A 20,008-nucleotide genomic window follows, 5' to 3' on the forward strand; every position below is an offset into this window, starting at 1 on the left:
GATCGGGCGCCCATACGAGGACAAAGTTGCAGTTTTGTGGCTACGACCGATTGTCGCCGGGGGGTTCTCCCGTCTGTCCACCGCCCCTCCGCCCCGCAGACGGCCTTTCCGGACGCCTCACCGCCTCACCGCACCCCTCCAGCTGAGCGAAAATGCCGCGCCTTGTGGGCGCTTGTGTTCGCTGTGAGTCAGCGCCCCCCTCATCCGTCTCGCCCTTCGGGCGATCCACCTTCTCCCACTAGGGGAGAAGGTGGCCGCGTAGCAGTCGGATGAGGGGGGCGCTGAGCGGGCCAAACGCGACCACGCCAGCGTGGATGAAGCACCTCACACCCCGATCACCTCCCGCCCGATCAGGAACCGCCGGATTTCGTTGGTCCCGGCGCCGATGTCGTAGAGCTTGGCGTCGCGCACCAGGCGTTCGACCGGCCATTCGCGCGTATAGCCCGCGCCGCCCAGCGCCTGCACCGCCTCCAGCGAGACCCGCACCGCATTCTCCGACGCGAGGAGGATCGCCCCCGCCGCGTCGAACCGCGTCGTCTGCCCCGCATCGCAGGCCCGCGCCACGGCATAGACATAGGCCCGCGCCGAATTGAGCGCCACATACATGTCGGCCACCTTGGCCTGCATCAACTGGAACCCGCCGATGGGGCTGCCGAACTGCCGCCGGTCGCGCACATAGGGCAGCACCGTGTCGAGGCAGGCCTGCATGATCCCCAGCGGCCCCGCCGCCAGCACCACCCGCTCGTAATCGAGCCCCGACATGAGAATCTTCACCCCCTGCCCCTCGCCGCCCATGACGTTCTCGGCCGGCACGGCGCAATCGGCGAACACCAGTTCGGCCGTGTCCGAACCGCGCATGCCCATCTTGTCGAGCTTGGGCGACACCGAAAAGCCCGCCATGCCCTTCTCGACCAGAAACGCCGTGATCCCTTTGGCCCCCGCCGCCGGATCGGACTTGGCATAGACCACCAGCACGTCGGCCCGGGGCGCGTTGGTGATCCAGAACTTGGTGCCGTTGAGGATGTAGCGGTCGCCCCTTCTCTCGGCCCGCAGGCTCATGGCGACCACGTCCGAGCCGGCCCCCGCCTCCGACATGGCGAGGGCGCCCAGATGCTCGCCCGAGATCAGCCGGGGCAAATATCTGCGCTTTTGGTCGTCGCTGCCCCAGCGCCGGATCTGGTTGACGGCCAGATTGGAATGGGCGCCATAGGACAGCCCCACCGAAGCCGACGCGCGCGAAATCTCCTCCATCGCCACGCAATGCTCGAGATAGCCCAGTCCCAGCCCGCCGAAGTCCTCCTCCACGGTGATCCCGTGCAGGCCGAGCGCGCCCATGTCCGGCCAGAGGTCGATGGGAAAGCTGTTGCTGCGGTCGATCTCCGCCGCACGCGGCGCAATCCTTTCGCGCGCGAACCGCGCCGTGGTCTCGCGGATCGTATCGGCCATCTCGCCAAGCGCAAAATCGAAATCGGTCATCCCCGGCTCCTCTTTTCCATGAAGATCAGCGCCGGATTCTCCAGCAGCCGCTTCAGCCTCTGGATGAACCTGGCCGCGTCATAGCCATCGACGATGCGATGATCGAAGCTCGCCGAGAGGTTCATCATGGTGCGCACCGTCATCTGGTTGTTGACCACAACGGGCCGCCCCATCAGCTTGTTGGGGCCGATGATCGCCACTTCCGGGTGGTTGATGATCGGGGTGGCCGCCACCCCGCCCAGGGCCCCCAGGCTGGTGAGGGTGATGGTCGAGCCGGAAAGTTCCTCGCGCACCGCCCGGCCCTCGCGCGCCGCATTGGTCACCCGGCTCATCTCGCGCGCGCAGTCCCAGATGTCGAGGGCCTCCACATGGCGCACCACCGGCACCATCAGCCCCTCGGCGGTCTGGGTGGCGATGCCGATATGGATGGCCTCGTGCTGGCGCAGCACCCCCGCCTCGCCGTCGAAATGGGCGTTGATATGGGGGAAGTCGGGCAGCAGTTGCGCCAGCCCCCGCATGAAGAAGGGCAAGAGGGTCAGCTTGGGCTGCGCGCCCTGGCGCGCGGCGTTGATCTCGCGGCGCAGCCCTTCCAGCGCCGTCATGTCGCAATCCTCCACATAGGAGAAATGCGGGATGGTGCGGGCCGAAAGCTCCATCCGCTCGGCGATCCGCCGCCGCAGCCCGACGAGCCTGATCTCCTTTGTGCCGTGCCGCTCGCGGGCCACCGGCGCGGGGCCGCTCGCCTTGAGATGGGCGTCGAGATCGGCATCGGTGATCCGCCCCTCCGGCCCGGTCCCGCCCACTTCCGCGAGGTCGATCCCCAGATCCTGGGCCCGCCGCCGCGTGGCCGGGGCGGCCAGGACCGGGCGCTCCGACGCGGCCTCCGATGCCTCCGCCGGCGGTTCCGGCGCGGGCGGGGGTGTGGGCTCGGGCGCCCTGGCCTCTGCCGCCTCGCCATCCTCGCCCTCGATTTCGAGCTCCACCAGCACCGAGCCGACCGGCGCCTTGTCGCCTTCCGCGCCGTGGATCTTCACCACCCGTCCCGCCACCGGCGAGGTCATGTCGATGGTCGCCTTGTCGGTCATCACGTCGACCAGGGTCTGGTCTTCCTCGACCCGGTCGCCTTCCTTGACGTGCCAGGCGGTGATCTCGGCCTCCGCGACCCCCTCGCCGATATCGGGCAGGCGGAACAGATAGGGTTTCATGCCACCGCCTCCACGCAGCGCTTCAGGGCCTTCGCCACCCGGTCGGGGCCGGGGAAATAGTCCCATTCGAACGCATGGGGATAGGGAGTGTCCCATCCCGCCACCCGTTCGATGGGCGCGCGCAGATGGTAGAAGCACCGCTCCTGCACCAGCGCCGACAGTTCGCCCCCGAACCCGCCATAGCGCGAGGCCTCATGCACGATGACGCAGCGCCCGGTCTTGCGCACCGAGGCGATGACGGTCTCGATATCGAGGGGGACGATGGAGCGCAGGTCGATCAGTTCCGCGTCGATCCCCGCTTCGGCGATGGCGGCGTTGCAGACATGGACCATGGTGCCATAGGCCAAAACCGTCGCCTCGCGCCCTTCGCGCATCACCCGCGCCGTGCCGAGCGGCACCGTGTAGTGCCCCTGCGGCACCTCCCCCAGGGGGTGCTCGGCCCAGGTGACCAGCGGCTGGTCGTGATGGCCGTCGAAGGGGCCGTTATAGAGCCGCTTGGGTTCGAGGAAGATCACCGGATCGTCCTCCTCGATGGCGGCGAGGAGCAGGCCCTTGGCGTCGTAGGGGTTGGAGGGGATCACGGTTTTCAGCCCCGTCACATGGGCGAAGATCGCCTCGGGGCTCTGGGAATGGGTCTGGCCGCCGAAAATGCCGCCGCCATAGGGCGAGCGCACGGTGATCGGGCACCAGAACTCGCCATTGGAGCGGTAGCGCAGCCGCGCCGCTTCCGAGACCAGCTGGTCGTAGGCGGGCAGGATATAGTCGGCGAACTGGATCTCGACGATGGGCCGCAGGCCATAGGCGCCCATGCCGATGGCCGTGGCGACGATGCCGCCCTCGGAGATCGGCGAGTCGAAACAACGCCTTGCGCCGTATTTCTTCTGCAATCCTTCGGTGACGCGGAACACGCCGCCGAAATAGCCGACATCCTCGCCGAAGATCAGCGCATCGGGATCGCTCCCCAGCTTGACATCCAGCGCCGAATTCAGCGCCTGGATCATGGTCATGGCCGGCATGGCACTCCTCCTCGATCATTCCTCGGCGCGGCCGGGTGCAAGCCGGCATTTGTGCGTGTTGAAGCGCAGCGCCCCCTTGCGGGCGCCGGTGATTTTTCCAACGCTCGCCCCAATCTTTCCTTCTCCCCTGGTGGGAGAAGGTGCCCCGAAGGGGCGGATGAGGGGGGCGCTGAGCGGGTCGGGGGCGATCACGCCAACGCCCGTTCCGCCGCCATCTTCCTCACACCCCCGCCTCCCGCCGCTGCTCGATGATGCGCCAGTCGGGTTCGGCGAACACATCCTCGAACATTTCGCGCGGATTGGGCTTGGACTGGCCCAGCGTGCCCACCGCCTCGGCCTGCCGGGATGCCGCCCGGATCTCGGCGGTCAGTTCGGCGGCCAGCGCCTCGTGCCGCGCCGCGTCCCAGGCGCCCAGGGCGATGAGGTGGTCCTTGAGCCGCTCCAGCGGGTCGCCGAGCGGCCATTGCGCCGCCTCCTCGGCCGGGCGATAGCGGGTCGGATCGTCCGAGGTGGAATGGCCGGCCGCCCGATAGGTGAAGAATTCGATGAGCGTCGGCCCGTGATTGGCCCGCGCCCGCTCCGCCGCCCACAGCGTCGCCGAGCAGACGGCGAGGAAATCATTGCCGTCGACCCGCAACCCGGGCATGCCATAGGCGATGGCCTTGGCGGCGAAGGTGGTCGCCCCGGCCCCAGCAATGCCGGAAAAGGACGAAATCGCCCATTGATTGTTCTCGATGCACAGGATGACCGGCGCCCGGTAGACCGAGGCGAAGGTCAGCGCCTCGTGGAAATCGCCCTCCGCCGTGGTGCCGTCCCCTACATGGCCGACCGCGATGGCGTCGCCGCCCTTATAGGCCGAGGCCATGGCCCAGCCCACCGCGTGCCCGAAGCGCGAGCCCACATTGCCCGAAAGGGAATAAAAGCCGTATTCGCGCGCCGAATAGAGGATGGGCAATTGCCGCCCCCGCAGGGGGTCGCGCTCGTTGGAATAGATCTGGTTGCAAAGATCGATGAGGGGATAGTCGCGCGCCATCAGCCAGGACAGCATGCGGTAGGAGGGGAAATTCATGTCCCCCGCCTCCAGCATCAGCGCCTGCGCCGCGCCGATCGCCTCCTCGCCCAGCGATTTCATGTAGAAGCTGGTCTTGCCCTGGCGATGGGCCCGGAACATGCGCTCGTCGAACAGCCGCGTCTTGAGCATGGCCCTGAGCCCGGCCCGCAGCGTATCCTCGTCGAGCCGCGGGTCCCAGGGGCCGACCGCCCGACCCTTTTCGTCGAGCACCCGGATCAACCCATAGGGCATGTCGCGCATCTGGGCTTCCGGGGTGGCGATGTCGGGGCACGGCATGGCGCCGGCCTCGGGCACGGTGATACGGGAAAAATCGGGCACGTCCCCCGGCCGGGTCGCCGGTTCGGGGATATGGAGCGACAGGGCGGGACGGTTGGCGCCCCGTGCGGTACGCGATATCTCCATGTTGCGCTCCTCCTCGATTGCAACACGCGATGAGGTTCAGTCTAACCGCGACCAGAGGGAAGAACTTGACTTATTTCTCACCCTCATGCGTAATTATACGACAATATTATCCTCCAAATCCGCCGACAATGAGGAAAAACCGACATGGATGAAATGGACCGGAAAATCCTCGCCGTGGTGCAGGAGGATTCCTCCCTGTCGGTCGCCGACATGGCCGAGCGGGTCGGGCTCTCCCACACGCCCTTCTGGCGACGCCTCAAGCGGCTGGAAAAGGACGGGGTGATCAAGGAGCGGGTGTCGATCCTCGATCCGCGCAAGCTGGGATTGGACATTACCGTCTTCGCCCATGTCAAGCTCCGCCAGCATGACGAGGAAACGCTGGAGGCCTTCGAGCGCGAGGTGGCCGAGTTCCCCGAGGTGGTGGAATGCTTTTCCATGAGCGGGGAGACCGACTATGTGGTGCGTGCGCTGGTCGCCTCCATCGAGGAATATGAGCGGCTTTTGAAGCGCAAGCTGTTGCATTTGCCGGGCGTTATCGCCATCAACTCGCATTTCGCGCTCAAATGCATCAAACTCACGACCAAACTGCCTCTTTAGGGAGAGTCGCCTTGAAAGTTCTTGTACCGGTCAAGCGGGTGCTCGACGCCAATGTCGCCGTCAGGGTCAAGGCCGACGGCTCCGGGGTCGATCTGGCCAATCTGAAAATGAGCATGAACCCCTTCGACGAGATCGCCGTCGAGGAGGCCATCAAGCTCAAGGAAGCCGGCATCGCCGCCGAGATCGTCGCCGTGTCCATCGGCCCGGCCCAGGCGCAGGACACCTTGCGCACCGCGCTGGCCATGGGCGCCGACAGCGCCATCCTCGTCAAGACCGACGAGACCATCGAACCGCTGGCCGTGGCGAAAATCCTCAAATCCATCGTAGACCAACAGGCGCCCGATCTCGTGATCATGGGCAAGCAGGCCATCGACGACGATTCCAACCAGACGGCGCAGATGCTCGCCGCCCTGCTCGGCTGGCCGCAGGCCACCTTCGCCTCCAAAGTGGTGATCGCCGATGGCAAGGCCAGCGTCACCCGCGAGGTCGATGGCGGGCTCGAAACCCTCGAGCTCGACCTCCCCGCCGTCATCTCCACCGATCTGCGCCTCAATGTCCCGCGCTATGCGTCGCTGCCCAATGTGATGAAGGCCAAGAAAAAGCCACTGGAAGAAATCGACGCCGCCAGCCTCGGCATCTCGCTCGCGCCCACGCTGCGCGTCATCTCCACCGCCCGCCCGCCCGAGCGCAAGCCCGGCGTCATGGTCGGCTCGGTGGCCGAACTGGTCGACAAACTCAGGAACGAGGCACGGATCATATGAGCATTCTGGTTCTGGCCGAACACGACAATTCCGCCCTGTCCCCGGCCACCGCCCGGACGGTGGCCGCCGCGCTTGCCATCGGGGGCACAATCGACGTTCTGGTCGCCGGCGCCGATTGCGGCGCGGTGGCCGATGCGGCGGCCAGGCTCGACGGCGTGGCCCGGGTCCGGGTCGCCGACGATGCCGCCTTCGCCCACCAGCTCGCCGAGCCGGTCTCCGAACTGGTGGTGCATCTGGCCGGCGATTACGGCCATATCCTCGCCCCGGCCACCACCACCGGCAAATCGGTGCTGCCGCGCGTCGCGGCCCTGCTCGACGTGATGCAGGTGTCCGACATCACCGCTGTCAAGGGCCCCAAAGCCTTCGAACGCCCGGTCTATGCCGGCGCGGCGCTGCAAACCGTGGAAGCGACCGCCGATACGGTCGTGGTCACGGTGCGCATTTCCGCCTTCGACGCGGTCGCCGAAACCGGCGCGGCGCCGATCGAGCCGGTCGCCTTCACCCCCGCCGCGCCCAAGGCGCGCTTCGTTTCGCGCGAGGCCGCCGCCAGCGAGGGCCCCGAGCTCGCCAATGCGCGCATCGTGGTTTCGGGAGGCCGGGCGCTGGGCTCGCAGGAGCAGTTCAACGCCATCATCAAGCCTTTGGCCGACAAGCTGGGCGCCGCCATAGGCGCCTCCCGCGCCGCGGTGGATTCCGGCTATGCCCCCAATGACTGGCAGGTGGGCCAGACCGGCAAGGTGGTCGCCCCCGATCTCTATGTCGCCGTGGGCATTTCCGGCGCCATCCAGCATCTGGCCGGCATGAAGAACGCCAAGGTGATCGTCGCCATCGACAAGGACCCCGACGCCCCGATCTTCAAGCTCGCCGATTATGGCCTCGTGGGCGACCTGTTCGAGCTGGTCCCCGAACTGACCGAGAGCCTCTGAGCGTTTCGCCCCGGCCTCAGCCGTTCATCGCGGCTGGCTGGGCGCCGATGGTGCCCACCGCCCGCGCGCCGGCCTCGATCGCCGCGGCCAGCGCCTGTTCCGGCGTCTCGCCGCGCATTTGGGCCGCGATGAAGCCGGCGAGGAACGCATCGCCCGCCCCGGTGGTGTCGCGCGCCCGCACATCGAGCGCCGGCAGCGTCACGGCTTGCCGGCCGCGTTCGGCATAGATGGCGCCCGCCGCGCCGCGCTTGAGCACCACGCGCGGAAACCGGGCGAGCAGCGCCGCGATCTGGGCATCGGGGTCGGCGTGCCCGGTGAGCAATTCCGCCTCGTCGGCATTGGGGAACACCATATCGGCCCCTGCGATCCAGTCGAGGAACGCGTCCGGCCCCACGGCGGCGAGAAAGCCCGTCGAGGCCGGATCGATGCTGACCGGAATCCCGCGCCGCGCCGCCTCGTCCATCAGCCCCCTGACGGCGGCGCGGGGCGTGGGCGCGAAGAGGGCATAGCCCGAAACGTGCAGCCGCCCGTGCCCTTCCAGCAATTCGGCCGGCAGGTCCTCAGCGGCCAGCCGAGCATTGGCCCCGCGATCGGTCAGAAAGCTGCGTTCCCCATCGGGATCGACGATGCAGATCAGCGTGCCGGTGGGCTGCTCGTCGTCCCCCGCCAGATGGGCGGCGACCCCCTGCCCCTCGAAATAGCGGGTGAGCCTGGTCACATCGGCGGCGCCGACCCGTCCGGCAAAATGGGCGTCGACCCCCATCGCCGCCAGCCACACCGCCTGATTGGCCCCCGATCCGCCCGGCAGCGGCCGAATGCTGGCCGCCGTATCCGTCCCCCGCACCATCGGCCCCTCGGGCATCACGAGAATATCGGTGATCACATCCCCGACGACCAATATGCTTGCTGTCATACCCTGTCCCTTGGTTCGTTGTGGGCCGCGGGGCCTGCAAAATGGTCCACCGCCTGCCGCTCCACCCCACCCCTCCCTCCCCGTCAAGGGGAGGGTGTTTCTCTGGTTTGGAGAGTCCGGTGGCCATTTTCCGCGCGGCCCTTCGCCCCGCCCCAAAACGCCCCCATCACCCACCAACCGCGCCGCGCCCCCAGCACGACACCTCCCCCCTTGCGGGGGAGGATGGGAGGGGGGTGCCGGCGCAGCCGGCAACAACTCCGCCGTCGCCCCAGCCCTAGCCCCGCCGCTCCAGCGCCGCGGCGATCTTTGCCGCCACCGCAGCGTTGTTCTTCACCAGCGCGATATTGGCCGCCAGCGACCGGCCATCGGTCAATTCGAAAATCCGGTTGAGCAGATAGGGCGTCACATCCTTGCGCCCCACGCCCGCCGCCTCCGCATCGGCGATCGCCCCGGCGATCCGCGCGTCGATCTCCTCGGCGTCGAGCGCATCGGCCTCGGGGATCGGGTTGGCGACAAGGACGCCGCTTCGCATCTCCAGCACGCGCTGCATGGCGATCAGCGCCGCCACCTCCTCGGGGGTGTCGAGGCGATAATCCACCCCGTGCCCGCTCTCGCGGGCGAAAAAGGCCGGGAAGGTCTCCGTGCCATATCCGATCACCGGAACGCCATAGGTTTCAAGCACTTCTAAGGTTTTGGCAATGTCGAGAATCGACTTGGCGCCGGCGCAGACCACCGTCACCGGCGTCTGGGACAGTTCCACGAGGTCGGCCGAGACGTCGAAGGTGGTTTCGGCGCCCCGATGCACGCCGCCAATGCCGCCGGTGGCGAACATCTTGATCCCCGCCTTGTGGGCCAGTTGCATGGTGGTGGCGACGGTCGTGCCGGCCGTGAGCTTTTTCACGATGATGGCGGCGAGGTCGCGCCGCGAGGCCTTGGCGGCGGCGAGCCCGGTGCGGGCCAGCACCTCCAGCCGGTCCCCCTCCACGCCCACATGGCACTGGCCGTCGATGACGGCGATGGTGGCGGGCACCGCGCCATTGTCGCGCACCACCTGTTCCACCGCCAGCGCGGTTTCGAGGTTCTGCGGATAGGGCATGCCATGGGTGATGATGGTGGATTCGAGCGCCACCACCGGCTGGCGGTCGGCGATGGCGTATTTGATCTCGGGCGAGATATCGAGGAAATCGGACACGGGGAGGACCTCTGGAACGGAACCACTGGCGACAAGGCAAATCACAGCAAGCGCCCCGGCGCAAGCCGGTCAGCCAGCGATCGCCCCGCGGATTTGCACCCCGTCCGCGCGAAAATCGGCGTCGATGCGGTAGACGCTGGCCAGCCGCTCGCGGGTAAGCACCGCCTCGAGCGGGCCCGCCGCCACCAGTTTTCCGCCGTCGAGGAGGAAGGCGCGGTCGCAGAAGCGCGTCGCGAGGGTGAGGTCGTGGAACGAGGCCAGCACCGTCTTGCCGCGCTGTTTCACCGCGTCGAGCAGCACATATTGATAATGCAGGTCGAGATGGTTGTGCGGCTCGTCCAGAATATAGATGTCCGGGTCGAGCGCCAGGAGCTGGGCGAAGAACAGCCGCTGCTGCTCGCCGCCCGAGAGATGGGCCGCGTCCTCCCCGGCCCGCGCGCCCAGCCCCACCAGGGCCAGCGCCTCGGCCGAACGCGCCGCCGCCTCGGCGCGCGGCAGGGCGAGGGGCAGGAGGCCCAGCCCCACCACCTCGGCCAGCGACAGCCCGGACAGCGACACCGCCTCCTGCACCAGCGCCCCCAGCTTGGCCGCATAGGCCTTGCGCGGCCAGTCCCGAAGCGATCTTCCTTCCACGGCCACGGTGCCCGAATTGTCGGTCTCGGCGCGGTAGAGAATGCGCATCAGGCTCGATTTGCCCGCCCCGTTGGGCCCGAGCAGCGCGTGGAAGCGCCCGCGTTCGAGGCCGAAGGAGACGTTGTCGAGCAGGGTCGAACCGCCCTTCTTGAGGCCCACGGCCTCGACGGCGAGGATCGGGTCAGAGGCCACGGCGCACCCTCCGCAGGATATAGACGAAGGGCGGCGCGGCAAACAGCGCCAGCAGCACCGACAGCGGCAATTCCTCGGGCGCCAGCAGGGTGCGGCTCAAGAGGTCGACCACGACCAGGGTGATCATGCCGAACAGCACCGCGATGGACAGCAGGCGCCCATGCGGCGCCCCCACCACCATGCGCGCCAGATGCGGCACGACGAGGCCGACAAAGCCCACGATCCCCGCCCCGGCCACGGCAAGCCCGGTGAGCAGGGCCGCCAGCGACAGCAGCCCGAAGCGCAGCACCGGCAGCGGCACCCCCAGCGCCACGGCGCGCTCGTCCCCCAGCAGCACCGCGTCGAGCATTTTCGCGCTGGCGAGGACCACGATAAAGCCCAGCGGCAGCACGATGGCGAGCGGCGGGATATCGCCCCAGCGCGTGCCCGCAGCCGAGCCCATCAGGAAGGAGAGCGCATTGCGCGTCACATGCGGTTCGGCCAGATGCAGGAAGAAGGAGGAGACCGACTGGAAGAACAGCGAAATCGCCACCCCGGCCAGGATGAGCACCAGCTTGTCCATGCCCCTGCCCGGCTGGAAGGCGAGGCCCAGGGTGAGGATGAAGGCCAGCATCGCCCCGAGAAAGGCCAGCAATTCGAGCCCGAAACTGGCGACGAACGCCGCCGGCAGCCAGACGATGGCCGCGGTGGCCGCCGCCGAGGCCCCCGAGGAGAGGCCGAGCAGATAGGGATCGGCCAGCGGATTGCGCAGCAGCGCCTGCAGGATCACCCCCGACAGCGCCAGCGCGCCCCCGACCATGGCCACCATGAGCACGCGCGGCAGGCGCCATTCCCAGACGATCAGCTGCAGATTGGGCTGGGCGTCGGGCAGGCGGAACAGGGCGCGCAGCCGCTCGTCCCATGGCAATTGGGCGGTGCCCCAGAAGGCGCCGGCCAGCATGGCGAGGATCAGCGCCAGCAGCGCAAGGGTCAGCGTCAGGCCGTAGGGGGCTCGGTTCATGGCGTCGAAAGTCTATACGAAAAAGAGAAGGCTGGGTGAGAGGGCCGTTTCCCCCTCACCCCGGCCGGGTTCAGTCGAGATCGAGGGCGTCGAGGCCGGCCGACAGCCGCTCCACCCCATCGACGAAGCGCATGCCCAGAATGGTTTCCGAGAACGGCACCGACACATAGTTCTGGTCCTTGACCGCCCGCAGCTGCGAGAGCACCGGATCGGCTTCCATATAGTCGATCTTTTCCTGCGCCGTGGACCACACGGCGTCGTTGATGACGATCACGTCCGGATCGGCGACCACCACCGCTTCCCAGGCCAGTTCGGCCCAACGGCCTTCCACATCGGCGGCGATATTGGTCAGCCCCACGCTCGCCAGCAACAGGGCGGGCGAGCCGCAGCAGCCCGCCGAATAGGGCGTATCCGTGCCCGAATCGAACAGGAATGCCGTCAGCCCTTCGCCGGCATTGTCGTCGCGGATGGCGTCGAGCCGGGCCCTGATGTCGGCCGCCACCTCGCCGGCCCGCTCCTCGACCCCGAACAGGGCGCCCAGCCGCTCAATATCGACAAAGATCGGATCGGTGGTCATCGGCTCGGTGCCGTCATAGATGGTGCGGCATTCGGAGTTGACCAGATAGGTGCCCACCCCCAGATCGTGCCATTCCTGCTGGCTGCCCAGCTGCTCGTCGCGGAAGGCCGAGACGAAGCCCGACAGCAGGAAATCCGCATTGGTCGCCAGCACCACTTCGCGGGCCGGCACCTCCTCGTAATGGGTGTCGATGCTGTCATAGGCCGCGCGCCATTGCGCCGGGATCTCGTCCTCAAGATAGGCTGTGGCGATCAGCCGGTCCTCGAGGCCGAGGGCCAGCATGTATTCGGTGGCCTGCTGGAACACCGAGATGGCGCGGCTGGGCGGCGCGTCATAGGAGAAGCTCAATTCGTTACAGCTATCGATGGACTGGGCCATGGCCGGGGCGGCGAGCAGCGTCGCGGCGGCGGCGAGGGACAGGCGCGAAAACGTCATTGGGTTACCTCATGGATGATCAGTTCGGGGAGCGTCCCCCCGTCCCTGAGGACGGTGGAGACGAAGCGGGAGACCGCGCCTGCATCGTGCAGGCGATACCAGCGGCCGGCGGGGTAGTGGGCCACCACAGGGCCGTTGTTGCAGGGGAACAGGCAGCCGGTGGTGGCGACGAGGCAATCGCGCGCCACGCCCTGCCGGCGCAGTTCCTCTGCAAGAACGGTCCTGAGCGGTCCGGCCTCGCGGAAATGGCAGCGCGGCCCGCTGCACACCAGCAAATGGTGGCGATAGGCCGGCACCTCGTCCCAGCCCGCCCCGTCGAGCGACCCGGCCTCAGGCCCGATTTCCCGCGCCTCCCCGGCCCGTGCGACGGCCGATCGCGCCAGCGCCGCCAGCAGCGCCCCGTCCCCGATCTGGTCGCGGGCCAGCGCCACGCGCAGATCGTCCCGGCCGCATCGGCGCAGCCAATGGGCCAGCGCGCCGGGCAACCAGGCAAAGAGGCTGTCGGAAAACGGGATGCCCACCGGCTGCACGAGAATTTTTCGCGCGCCCCCTGCGACCAGTTGGTCCAGTGCCGTCATCGGGCCCGCGCCATTGCCCTCCATGCGCGCCACCGCGCAGGGCACCGGAGCGGCTGCGGCCAGCCCCGCCTCCAGCGCCTTGAGGCGCCTTCCCTGCACATAGGGTTGCGAGACGAGGAACAGCACGGCGTCCGGCGTGGTGCCGGCCGGGGCCGCATCCGGCGATCGGGTCAAAACCTTGGAAAAAGCGGTCGGGTCAGCCGTCATCGCTCCACCTTCTCTTGCGAGAAGGCGGGACGAGCGTTCGCGGCGATCTGTGCGCGTCAAATACCATCCATGCCCCCTGCCGGCGCACCTCGTCCGGCGTGTTGGTCTGTTGCAGGCGGCAGGTCTCCTGGCTCGCGATGTGCTTTAAAAAAGCGCGGCAACACCCCTTCCCGATTGTATAAATCAGTGGCTTGGCATTGCCTTTTCATCGCTTACAGTTGCGAGGGCAGCTCCGGATTTGGCCCCTTATGGGTACTCCGCACCGGCATTCCCTTTTCATCCGCGCTTCACTTGGCGGAACCGTCAGCGCCCCACTCATACCCAGTGCCCGGGAGCAAGGCAAGACCGAACGCATCTGCCGCTCGCCAGCTCAGCGCCCCCTCATCCGACCGCTCCGCGGCCACCTTCTCCCACCAGGGGAGAAGGAAAGACCGGCGCCGCCCCTGGGACTCCCTTCTCCCCTGGTGGGAGAAGGTGGATCGGACCGACAGGTCCGAGACGGATGAGGGGGGCGCTGACTCGCAACAAGCACCCGCGCCCGCCGCCCGCCCCGCCTCACCGCCGTGGCAGTTCCGCCAAGAACGCCGCGTAGCTGCCGCTGCGCACCAGATCGAGCACCGTCGCCAGCTCCGCCAGCGGGTGGGCCGCTTGATCCACCCGCACGTCGATGGCCGGATAGGGCTGGTCGGTGACCACCGTGATCGCCGCCGACTGGATGCCCCGCGCGTCGCCTCCCGCCGCCTCCGCCGCCGTCAGCGCCGCCAGCAGGCGCAGCTCCAGCGGGCCGCCGGCCGCGAGGAACGCCGCCGCCATAGCCGGCACCACGTCGGGTCCGCCCAGAAGATTGCCGGCGATGGCCAGGCCGGGTTCGAGATGCAGGCCGACGCTGGGGGTCAGTTCCGCCCCGCTCCAGCCCGCCGTGCGCCCGCTGGCGTCGATGACGATCAGCTGCCGCTTCTCGCGCCCCGGATCGGCGGTGGTGAGGGCGTAGACCACCGCCTCGCTGCCCTGCCCCGTCTCCAACGCCGCCAGCCCGTCCGGGCCGTAAAGGGGGTTGGTATAGCCCTGGGTGGCCAGCGCGCCGACCCCGGCCCTTGCATGGGGCACCAATTGCCCCACGGCGGGGCCGCCGGTCGCCGTGGCGACGCCCAGCGCGCCGGTGGCGGGATCGCGGGCGAGGATCGAGAAGGTCATGGCAACATATCTCCTGGAGAGAATTTATAGCGATAAATCGGTTGCCACGTCCATTTATGCTGATAAATTATTTTCCGGACCAGCGCCTCCTCGGCACTCTGGAGGCCAAAGTCTAGGCAGCACGACCTGTCCAAAAAAGCCGCCAAAGGAGAGGATGTCATGAAAAAACTACTCGCCGGGGCCGCCATCGCCGTCTTGATGGCCGCGTCCCCCGCCCTCGCGCAGACCCCGCCCAATGTCTTGGTGGTGGGCCAGATCGCCGAGCCGCAATCGCTCGACCCGCAGGTCTCCACCGCCGCCAACGATTTCCGCATCACCACCAATATCTTCGAGGGCCTGGTCCGCTTCGCCGAGGGCACGCTCGAGGTCGAGCCGGCGCTGGCCACCGCCTGGGAGATTTCCGATGACGGGCTGGTCTATACCTTCACCCTGCGGGAGGGCGTCAGCTTCCATGACGGCACCCCGTTCAATGCCGAGGCGGTAAAATTCACCTTCGACCGCATGCTGGACGAAAGCCATCCCTTCTACGGCACCGGCCCCTTCCCGCTCTCGTTCAATTTCGCCGACATCACCGAGACCGCGGTGCTCGACGAGCACACGGTGCAGTTCACGCTCGGCCAGCCCTTCGCGCCCTTCCTCACCAATCTGGCCACCAATACCGGCGGCATCGTCTCGCCGGCCGCGGTCGAGCAGTTCGGCGACGATTTCGGCCGCAATCCGGTGGGCACCGGCCCGTTCCAGTTCGAGGAGTGGCAATCCAACACCCGCGTGGTGGTGTCGCGCAACGACGCCTATTGGGGCGATGCGGCGGGCATGGAAACCGTGGTGTTCCGCCCGGTCACCGACGCCAATACACGGGTGGCCGAAATGCTCTCGGGCGGCATCGACATCATGGTCGAGGTGCCGCCCGACAATGTCGCCATGCTGGCCGACGATCCCATGTTCACCGTCTATGACGCGGTGGGTCCGCACGTGTGGTATGTGATGCTCAACATGAAGGAGGGGCCCTTCACCGACCAGCTGGTCCGCCAGGCGGCCAATTTCGCCGTCAACAAGGAGACGCTGGTCAACGACGTGCTGCAGGGCACCGCCGACGTTTCCGCCGGTCCCATTCCCCCCGCCTTCAACTGGGCGTTCAACGATGCGGTCGAGCCCTACCCCTACGATCCCGACAGGGCGCGTCAGCTGCTCGAGGAATCCGGGGTCGAGGACCTGTCGGTCACCTTCTACGTCACCGAGGGCGGGTCGGGCATGCTCGATCCCATCCCCATGGGCACCGCCATCCAGGCCGACCTGCAGGCGGTGGGGTTCGACGTCACCATCGAGACCTATGAGTGGAACACCTTCCTCTCCAACGTCAATCCGGGCCTCGAGGGCAAGGCGGACATGGCCGAGATGGCCTGGATGACCACCGACCCCGACACGCTGCCCTTCCTCACCCTGCGCACCGCCGCCTGGCCGGAAGAGGGCGGGTTCAATTCGAGCTATTACTCCAATATCGACGTGGACGAGATGCTCGACCAGGCCCGCATGTCGACCGATCCCGAGGAGCGCGCCGCGCTCTATCGCGACGTGCAGGCGGTGGTTCACGACGATGCGCCCTGGATCTTCGTCGCCAACTGGAAGCAGAACGCGGTCTCCACCGCCAATGTGCAGGGCTTCGAACTCCAGCCCGACTTCAACCTCCGCCTGGCCGGGGTGACCAAGGAGTAATGGGGAGCCCCTGGCCCCACCCCCTCCCATCCTCCCCCGTCAAGGGGGAGGTGTCAGGCTGGGGAACCGGCACGCCCGGCTGCCCCACCAGAGAAGCACCCTCCCCTTGACGGGGAGGGTTGGGGAGGGGTGGAGCCACAGGACCAGAGTCCCTGGCCTGCCCCCACCCGCACCCCAAGGAGGCCCCTCATGACCGGCTACATCCTCAAGCGCCTCGTCTCCGCCATTCCGGTGATCATCGGGCTGTCGGTGATCGTCTTCGGCATCATGGCGCTGATCCCCGGCGATACGGCGACCGCGCTCCTCGGCTCCTACGCCACCCCGGACAATGTGGCCCGCATCAATCGCGAGCTCGGCCTCGACCGCCCGGTCTATGAGCAGTATTTCGTCTGGGTCGGCAATCTGCTGCAGGGCGATTTCGGCCGCAGCTATATCCTCAACCGCCCGGTGCTCGACGAAATCCTCGAACGCTTCGGCGCCACCCTCATCCTCGCCGGCACCGCGCTGGTGCTGTGCTCGATCCTCGGCATCCTCGCCGGCGTCGTCTCGGCGGTGCGCCAGTTCGGCTGGACCGACCGCATCGTCACCTTCTTCGTCCTCATCGGCATTTCCACCCCCGCCTTCTGGCTGGGGCTGCTGTTCATCCTCATCTTCGCCGTGCAATGGCGCGTGCTGCCCGCCTCGGGCATGTATGCGGTCTATGGCGGGGGCGACCTGCCCGACCTGCTGCGCCACCTCATCCTGCCCGCCACCACCCTCGCCATCGTCGCCACCGGGGTCATCGCGCGCCTCACCCGCGCCGCCATGCTCGAGGTGCTGCGGCAGGATTACGTGCGCACCGCCCGCGCCAAGGGGCTCGACGAGCGGCGGGTGATCTATCGCCACGCCTTCAAGTCGGCGCTGGTGTCGATCATCCCGGTCATCGGCATCCAGGCCGGGTTCGTCATGGGCGGCGCGGTCTATATCGAGACCGTGTTCCAATGGCCCGGCATCGGCCAGATGCTGGTCAGCGCCATCTCCACCCGCGACCTGCTGCTGGTGCAGGGCGGGGTGCTGCTGGTCGCCGTCACCTATGTCCTGATCAACCTTGTCGCCGACGTGGCGCAAGCCATGCTCGACCCGAGGCTCAAGACATGACCCAGGCCCTCGCCACCACCGAACCCCAGGTTTCCTCGGCCCGGCTGTCGAGCTGGAAGCTGCTTTTCAACAACCGGCTGGCGGCCGGCGGGCTCGTCGTGCTGGTCGCCATCTGCCTTCTGGCCGCCCTCGCCCCGCTGCTGCCCATCCCCAATCCCGACGCCACCTTTCCGGCCAACCGCTTGCAGCCCATCCTCTCGGAAGGGCACCTGCTGGGCACCGACCATCTGGGCCGCGACATCCTCTCGCGCCTCATCTGGGGCACCCAGGTGTCGATCGCCGTGGGCCTTTCGGCCACCGCCATCGCCGCCCTGGTCGGCTCGCTGATCGGGCTGGTGTCCGGCTATGCCCGCGGGGTCACCGACAATGTCCTGATGCGCGGCATCGATATGCTGATGGCCTTCCCCTACATCCTTCTGGCGCTGGCCATCGTCGCCGTGCTCGGCCCGGGCCTGCTCAACGCGCTCTACGCCATCGCCATCGTCAACATCCCGTTTTTCGCCCGCAATGTGCGCGGCATCACCATCGGGCTGGCCAATCGCGAATTCGTCGACGCGGCGCGCCTGTCGGGCAAGTCCCACGCCGCCATCCTCTTCACCGAGGTGCTCCCCAACGTCTTGCCGGTCATCGTCATCACCATGTCCACCACCGTGGGCTGGATGATCCTCGAAACCGCCGGCCTCTCCTTTCTCGGGCTGGGCGCGCAACCGCCACAATCCGATCTGGGCTCCATGCTGGGCGAGGGCCGGCGCCTGCTGTTCAACGCCCCCCATGTCTCGATCATCCCCGGCCTCATGATCTTCGCGCTGGTCATGAGCATCAATCTTCTGGGCGATGGCGTGCGCGACGTGCTCGACCCGCGCCTGCGGGCCGGCGACCTTACCCGTCCCCTCGCCGTGACCCGCATCCGCCGCAAGCCCGTCCCCGCCCCCACCCCTGCCGGCGACGCCGCCGCCATCCTTGAGGTCCGCGATCTCGAAACCAGCTTCCAGCGCGGCCGCGCCACTGTCCCGGCCATCCGGGACATCAGCTTTTCCCTCGACAAGGGCGAGTGCCTGGGGCTGATCGGGGAGTCCGGTTCGGGCAAGTCCGTCACCGCCCTGTCGCTGCTTGGCCTCGTCGCCTCCCCGCCGGGCATCATCACCGGCGGCACGGTCAAGATCGAGGGAGAGGACGTCCTCGCGCTCCCCGAGGGCCGCATCCGCGCCCTGCGCGGCGCCAAGGTGGCCTATGTGTTCCAGGACCCGCTGACCACGCTCCACCCGCTCTACCGGGTCGGCGAGCAGATCGCCGAGGCCATCACCACGCACCAGCCGGTCGGCAAGGCCGAGGCGCGTCGGCGCGCCCTCGCCCTCATGGAGCAGGTGGGCATTCGCGACGCCGCCGCCCGCATCGATGCCTATCCGCACGAAATGAGCGGCGGGCAGCGCCAGCGCATCGGCATCGCCATGGCGCTGGCCAACGATCCCGACATCATCATCGCCGACGAGCCGACCACCGCCCTCGACGTCACCGTGCAGGCGCGCATCCTCGACCTGCTGCAGGATCTGCGCAAGGAGCGCGGGCTGGCGCTCCTGCTCATCACCCATGATTTCGGCGTCGTCGCCCAGGTGTGCGACCGGGTCGCGGTGATGAAGGATGGCGAGATCGTCGAGGCCGGCGCCACCGCCGAGGTCTTGCGCCATCCCCGCCACGACTACACGAAAAAGCTCATCGCCTGCGTGCCCGAACTTGGCCAGGGCGCCGGCTTTCTCGATCGCGTCCGCCCGCTGTTTGCCGGAGGCCGCCCATGACCAGCGCCATCACCGTCACCGATCTCGTCAAGACGTTCGGGGGCAAGCGCACCCTGTTCGGCGGCACCTCGCATGCGGTCCACGCCGTGAAAGGCGTCAGCTTCGAATTGCGCCAGAACGAAACCCTCGCCATCGTCGGCGAGAGCGGGTCGGGCAAGTCCACCATTGCCCGCATGCTGGTCGGGCTGGAGACGCCCACCTCCGGCTCCATCGCTATTGGCGGCCAGTCCTATGACCAATTGCGCGCCGAGGGTTCGCGCAAATTCGGCCAGATGATCCAGTATGTGTTCCAGGACCCGGTCGCCTCGCTCAACCCGCGCAAGACCATCGATCGCATCCTCGACGTTCCGCTGCGTCTGCTGCGCGGCTACGACGCCGCCACCCGGGCCCGCCGCAAGCGCGACCTGCTCGATGCGGTGCAGATGCCCAAGGACACGCTGGAGCGCTATCCGCACGAATTCTCCGGCGGTCAGGCCCAGCGCATCGCCATCGCCCGCGCCCTCGCCGCCGAAGCCCGCATCCTGGTGCTCGACGAGCCCGTCTCGGCCCTCGACGTCTCGGTGCAGGCGCAGGTGCTGCTGCTGCTCGACGACCTCAAGCGCCAGTTCGACCTCTCCTACCTCTTCATCAGCCACGACCTCGCCGTGGTCGAATCGGTCTCCGACCGGGTGGGCGTCATGTATCTGGGCGAGATGGTCGAGCTGGGCCGGGCTTCGGACCTCTTTGCCAATCCCCGTCACGCTTATACAAGGGACCTCATCTCCAGCGCCCCCACCCTCGCCCCCGCCCACCCCTGACGCCCATGCCCGCCTTCTTGCCCACGCCCCACCTCATCCCGAGCCCCCGGCCGCCTTCTCCCACCGGGGGAGAAGGAAAGATCGGCGCCGCCCCGGGCGACTCCCTTCTCCCCTCGTGGGAGAAGGTGGATCGGACCCAAAGGTCCGAGACGGATGAGGGGGCCGCCGCGCTGCGGCAGACGCCCGCCCCAA

General features: G+C 67.8%; 18 protein-coding genes and 1 riboswitch. Of the genes, 7 read left to right on the plus strand and 11 right to left on the minus strand.

Features of this window, described 5'->3' with window-relative positions:
- Positions 1-324: 324 nt before the first annotated feature.
- The 4 genes from DVH29_RS08670 to DVH29_RS08685 form a co-directional block, all read right to left on the minus strand.
- A complete protein-coding gene (locus DVH29_RS08670; protein ID WP_114645781.1) occupies positions 325-1,476 on the minus strand; it encodes an isovaleryl-CoA dehydrogenase in 1,152 nt (383 codons plus the stop codon).
- Positions 1,473-2,681, minus strand: a complete 1,209-nt coding sequence (locus DVH29_RS08675; RefSeq protein ID WP_114645782.1) for a dihydrolipoamide acetyltransferase family protein — start codon at positions 2,679-2,681, stop codon at positions 1,473-1,475. The genes DVH29_RS08670 and DVH29_RS08675 overlap by 4 nt, the downstream gene beginning before the upstream one ends.
- The gene (locus DVH29_RS08680) at positions 2,678-3,697 is read right to left on the minus strand and encodes an alpha-ketoacid dehydrogenase subunit beta (protein WP_114645783.1); all 1,020 of its coding nucleotides are present in this window, start codon (positions 3,695-3,697) and stop codon (positions 2,678-2,680) included. The genes DVH29_RS08675 and DVH29_RS08680 overlap by 4 nt, the downstream gene beginning before the upstream one ends.
- Before the next feature lie 220 nt (positions 3,698-3,917).
- The gene (locus DVH29_RS08685) at positions 3,918-5,171 is read right to left on the minus strand and encodes a thiamine pyrophosphate-dependent enzyme (protein WP_114645784.1); all 1,254 of its coding nucleotides are present in this window, start codon (positions 5,169-5,171) and stop codon (positions 3,918-3,920) included.
- A 144-nt stretch (positions 5,172-5,315) separates the two neighbouring features.
- Here DVH29_RS08685 and DVH29_RS08690 point away from each other — a divergent pair, with 144 nt between their 5' ends.
- The 3 genes from DVH29_RS08690 to DVH29_RS08700 are packed head-to-tail and all read left to right on the plus strand — an operon-like array spanning position 5,316 to position 7,455.
- Positions 5,316-5,768: an Lrp/AsnC family transcriptional regulator gene (locus DVH29_RS08690; protein WP_114645785.1), complete on the plus strand. Its 453-nt coding sequence runs from the start codon at positions 5,316-5,318 to the stop codon at positions 5,766-5,768.
- Positions 5,769-5,779: 11 nt separating this feature from the next.
- Entirely contained in the window at positions 5,780-6,529 is a 750-nt protein-coding gene (locus DVH29_RS08695; RefSeq protein ID WP_114645786.1) for an electron transfer flavoprotein subunit beta/FixA family protein, read from the plus strand.
- Positions 6,526-7,455, plus strand: coding sequence for an electron transfer flavoprotein subunit alpha/FixB family protein (locus DVH29_RS08700; RefSeq protein WP_114645787.1), 930 nt, complete (start codon positions 6,526-6,528; stop codon positions 7,453-7,455). Before DVH29_RS08695 ends, DVH29_RS08700 begins: the two co-directional genes overlap by 4 nt.
- Positions 7,456-7,471: 16 nt before the next feature.
- On the opposite strand, the gene DVH29_RS08705 is transcribed toward DVH29_RS08700, so the two are convergent.
- From DVH29_RS08705 to DVH29_RS08735, 7 genes are all read right to left on the minus strand, one after another.
- On the minus strand, positions 7,472-8,368 hold the full coding sequence (locus tag DVH29_RS08705) for a carbohydrate kinase family protein (RefSeq protein WP_114645788.1): 897 nt from the start codon (positions 8,366-8,368) through the stop codon (positions 7,472-7,474).
- A gap of 274 nt (positions 8,369-8,642) precedes the next feature.
- Positions 8,643-9,560 carry a pseudouridine-5'-phosphate glycosidase gene (locus DVH29_RS08710; RefSeq protein ID WP_114645789.1) on the minus strand — a complete coding sequence of 306 codons (918 nt, stop codon included), beginning with the start codon at positions 9,558-9,560 and terminating at the stop codon, positions 8,643-8,645.
- A 69-nt stretch (positions 9,561-9,629) separates the two neighbouring features.
- Positions 9,630-10,385, minus strand: a complete 756-nt coding sequence (locus DVH29_RS08715; protein ID WP_114645790.1) for an ABC transporter ATP-binding protein — start codon at positions 10,383-10,385, stop codon at positions 9,630-9,632.
- Complete coding sequence (locus DVH29_RS08720) at positions 10,375-11,385, minus strand: FecCD family ABC transporter permease (protein WP_114645791.1); 1,011 nt, start codon at positions 11,383-11,385, stop codon at positions 10,375-10,377. The genes DVH29_RS08715 and DVH29_RS08720 overlap by 11 nt, the downstream gene beginning before the upstream one ends.
- Positions 11,386-11,455: 70 nt before the next feature.
- On the minus strand, positions 11,456-12,397 hold the full coding sequence (locus DVH29_RS08725; RefSeq protein ID WP_114645792.1) for an ABC transporter substrate-binding protein: 942 nt from the start codon (positions 12,395-12,397) through the stop codon (positions 11,456-11,458).
- A complete protein-coding gene (locus tag DVH29_RS08730; RefSeq protein ID WP_114645793.1) occupies positions 12,394-13,182 on the minus strand; it encodes a (2Fe-2S) ferredoxin domain-containing protein in 789 nt (262 codons plus the stop codon). The genes DVH29_RS08725 and DVH29_RS08730 overlap by 4 nt, the downstream gene beginning before the upstream one ends.
- Before the next feature lie 100 nt (positions 13,183-13,282).
- A riboswitch (cobalamin riboswitch) is annotated at positions 13,283-13,502 on the minus strand.
- A gap of 235 nt (positions 13,503-13,737) precedes the next feature.
- Complete coding sequence (locus DVH29_RS08735) at positions 13,738-14,376, minus strand: DUF1028 domain-containing protein (RefSeq protein WP_114645794.1); 639 nt, start codon at positions 14,374-14,376, stop codon at positions 13,738-13,740.
- Positions 14,377-14,535: 159 nt separating this feature from the next.
- On the opposite strand from DVH29_RS08735, the gene DVH29_RS08740 reads away from it, so the two are divergent.
- From DVH29_RS08740 to DVH29_RS08755, 4 genes are all read left to right on the plus strand, one after another.
- Positions 14,536-16,089, plus strand: a complete 1,554-nt coding sequence (locus DVH29_RS08740) for an ABC transporter substrate-binding protein (protein WP_114645795.1) — start codon at positions 14,536-14,538, stop codon at positions 16,087-16,089.
- Positions 16,090-16,278: 189 nt separating this feature from the next.
- Positions 16,279-17,226 carry an ABC transporter permease gene (locus DVH29_RS08745; RefSeq protein ID WP_114645796.1) on the plus strand — a complete coding sequence of 316 codons (948 nt, stop codon included), beginning with the start codon at positions 16,279-16,281 and terminating at the stop codon, positions 17,224-17,226.
- A complete protein-coding gene (locus DVH29_RS08750) occupies positions 17,223-19,019 on the plus strand; it encodes a dipeptide/oligopeptide/nickel ABC transporter permease/ATP-binding protein (RefSeq protein ID WP_114645797.1) in 1,797 nt (598 codons plus the stop codon). Before DVH29_RS08745 ends, DVH29_RS08750 begins: the two co-directional genes overlap by 4 nt.
- Entirely contained in the window at positions 19,016-19,816 is an 801-nt protein-coding gene (locus DVH29_RS08755; protein ID WP_114645798.1) for an ATP-binding cassette domain-containing protein, read from the plus strand. Before DVH29_RS08750 ends, DVH29_RS08755 begins: the two co-directional genes overlap by 4 nt.
- The last annotated feature ends 192 nt before the right edge of the window (positions 19,817-20,008 follow it).

It is taken from the genome of Pelagibacterium lacus, assembly GCF_003345525.1.
GTDB classification, from domain to species: Bacteria; Pseudomonadota; Alphaproteobacteria; order Rhizobiales; family Devosiaceae; genus Pelagibacterium; species Pelagibacterium lacus.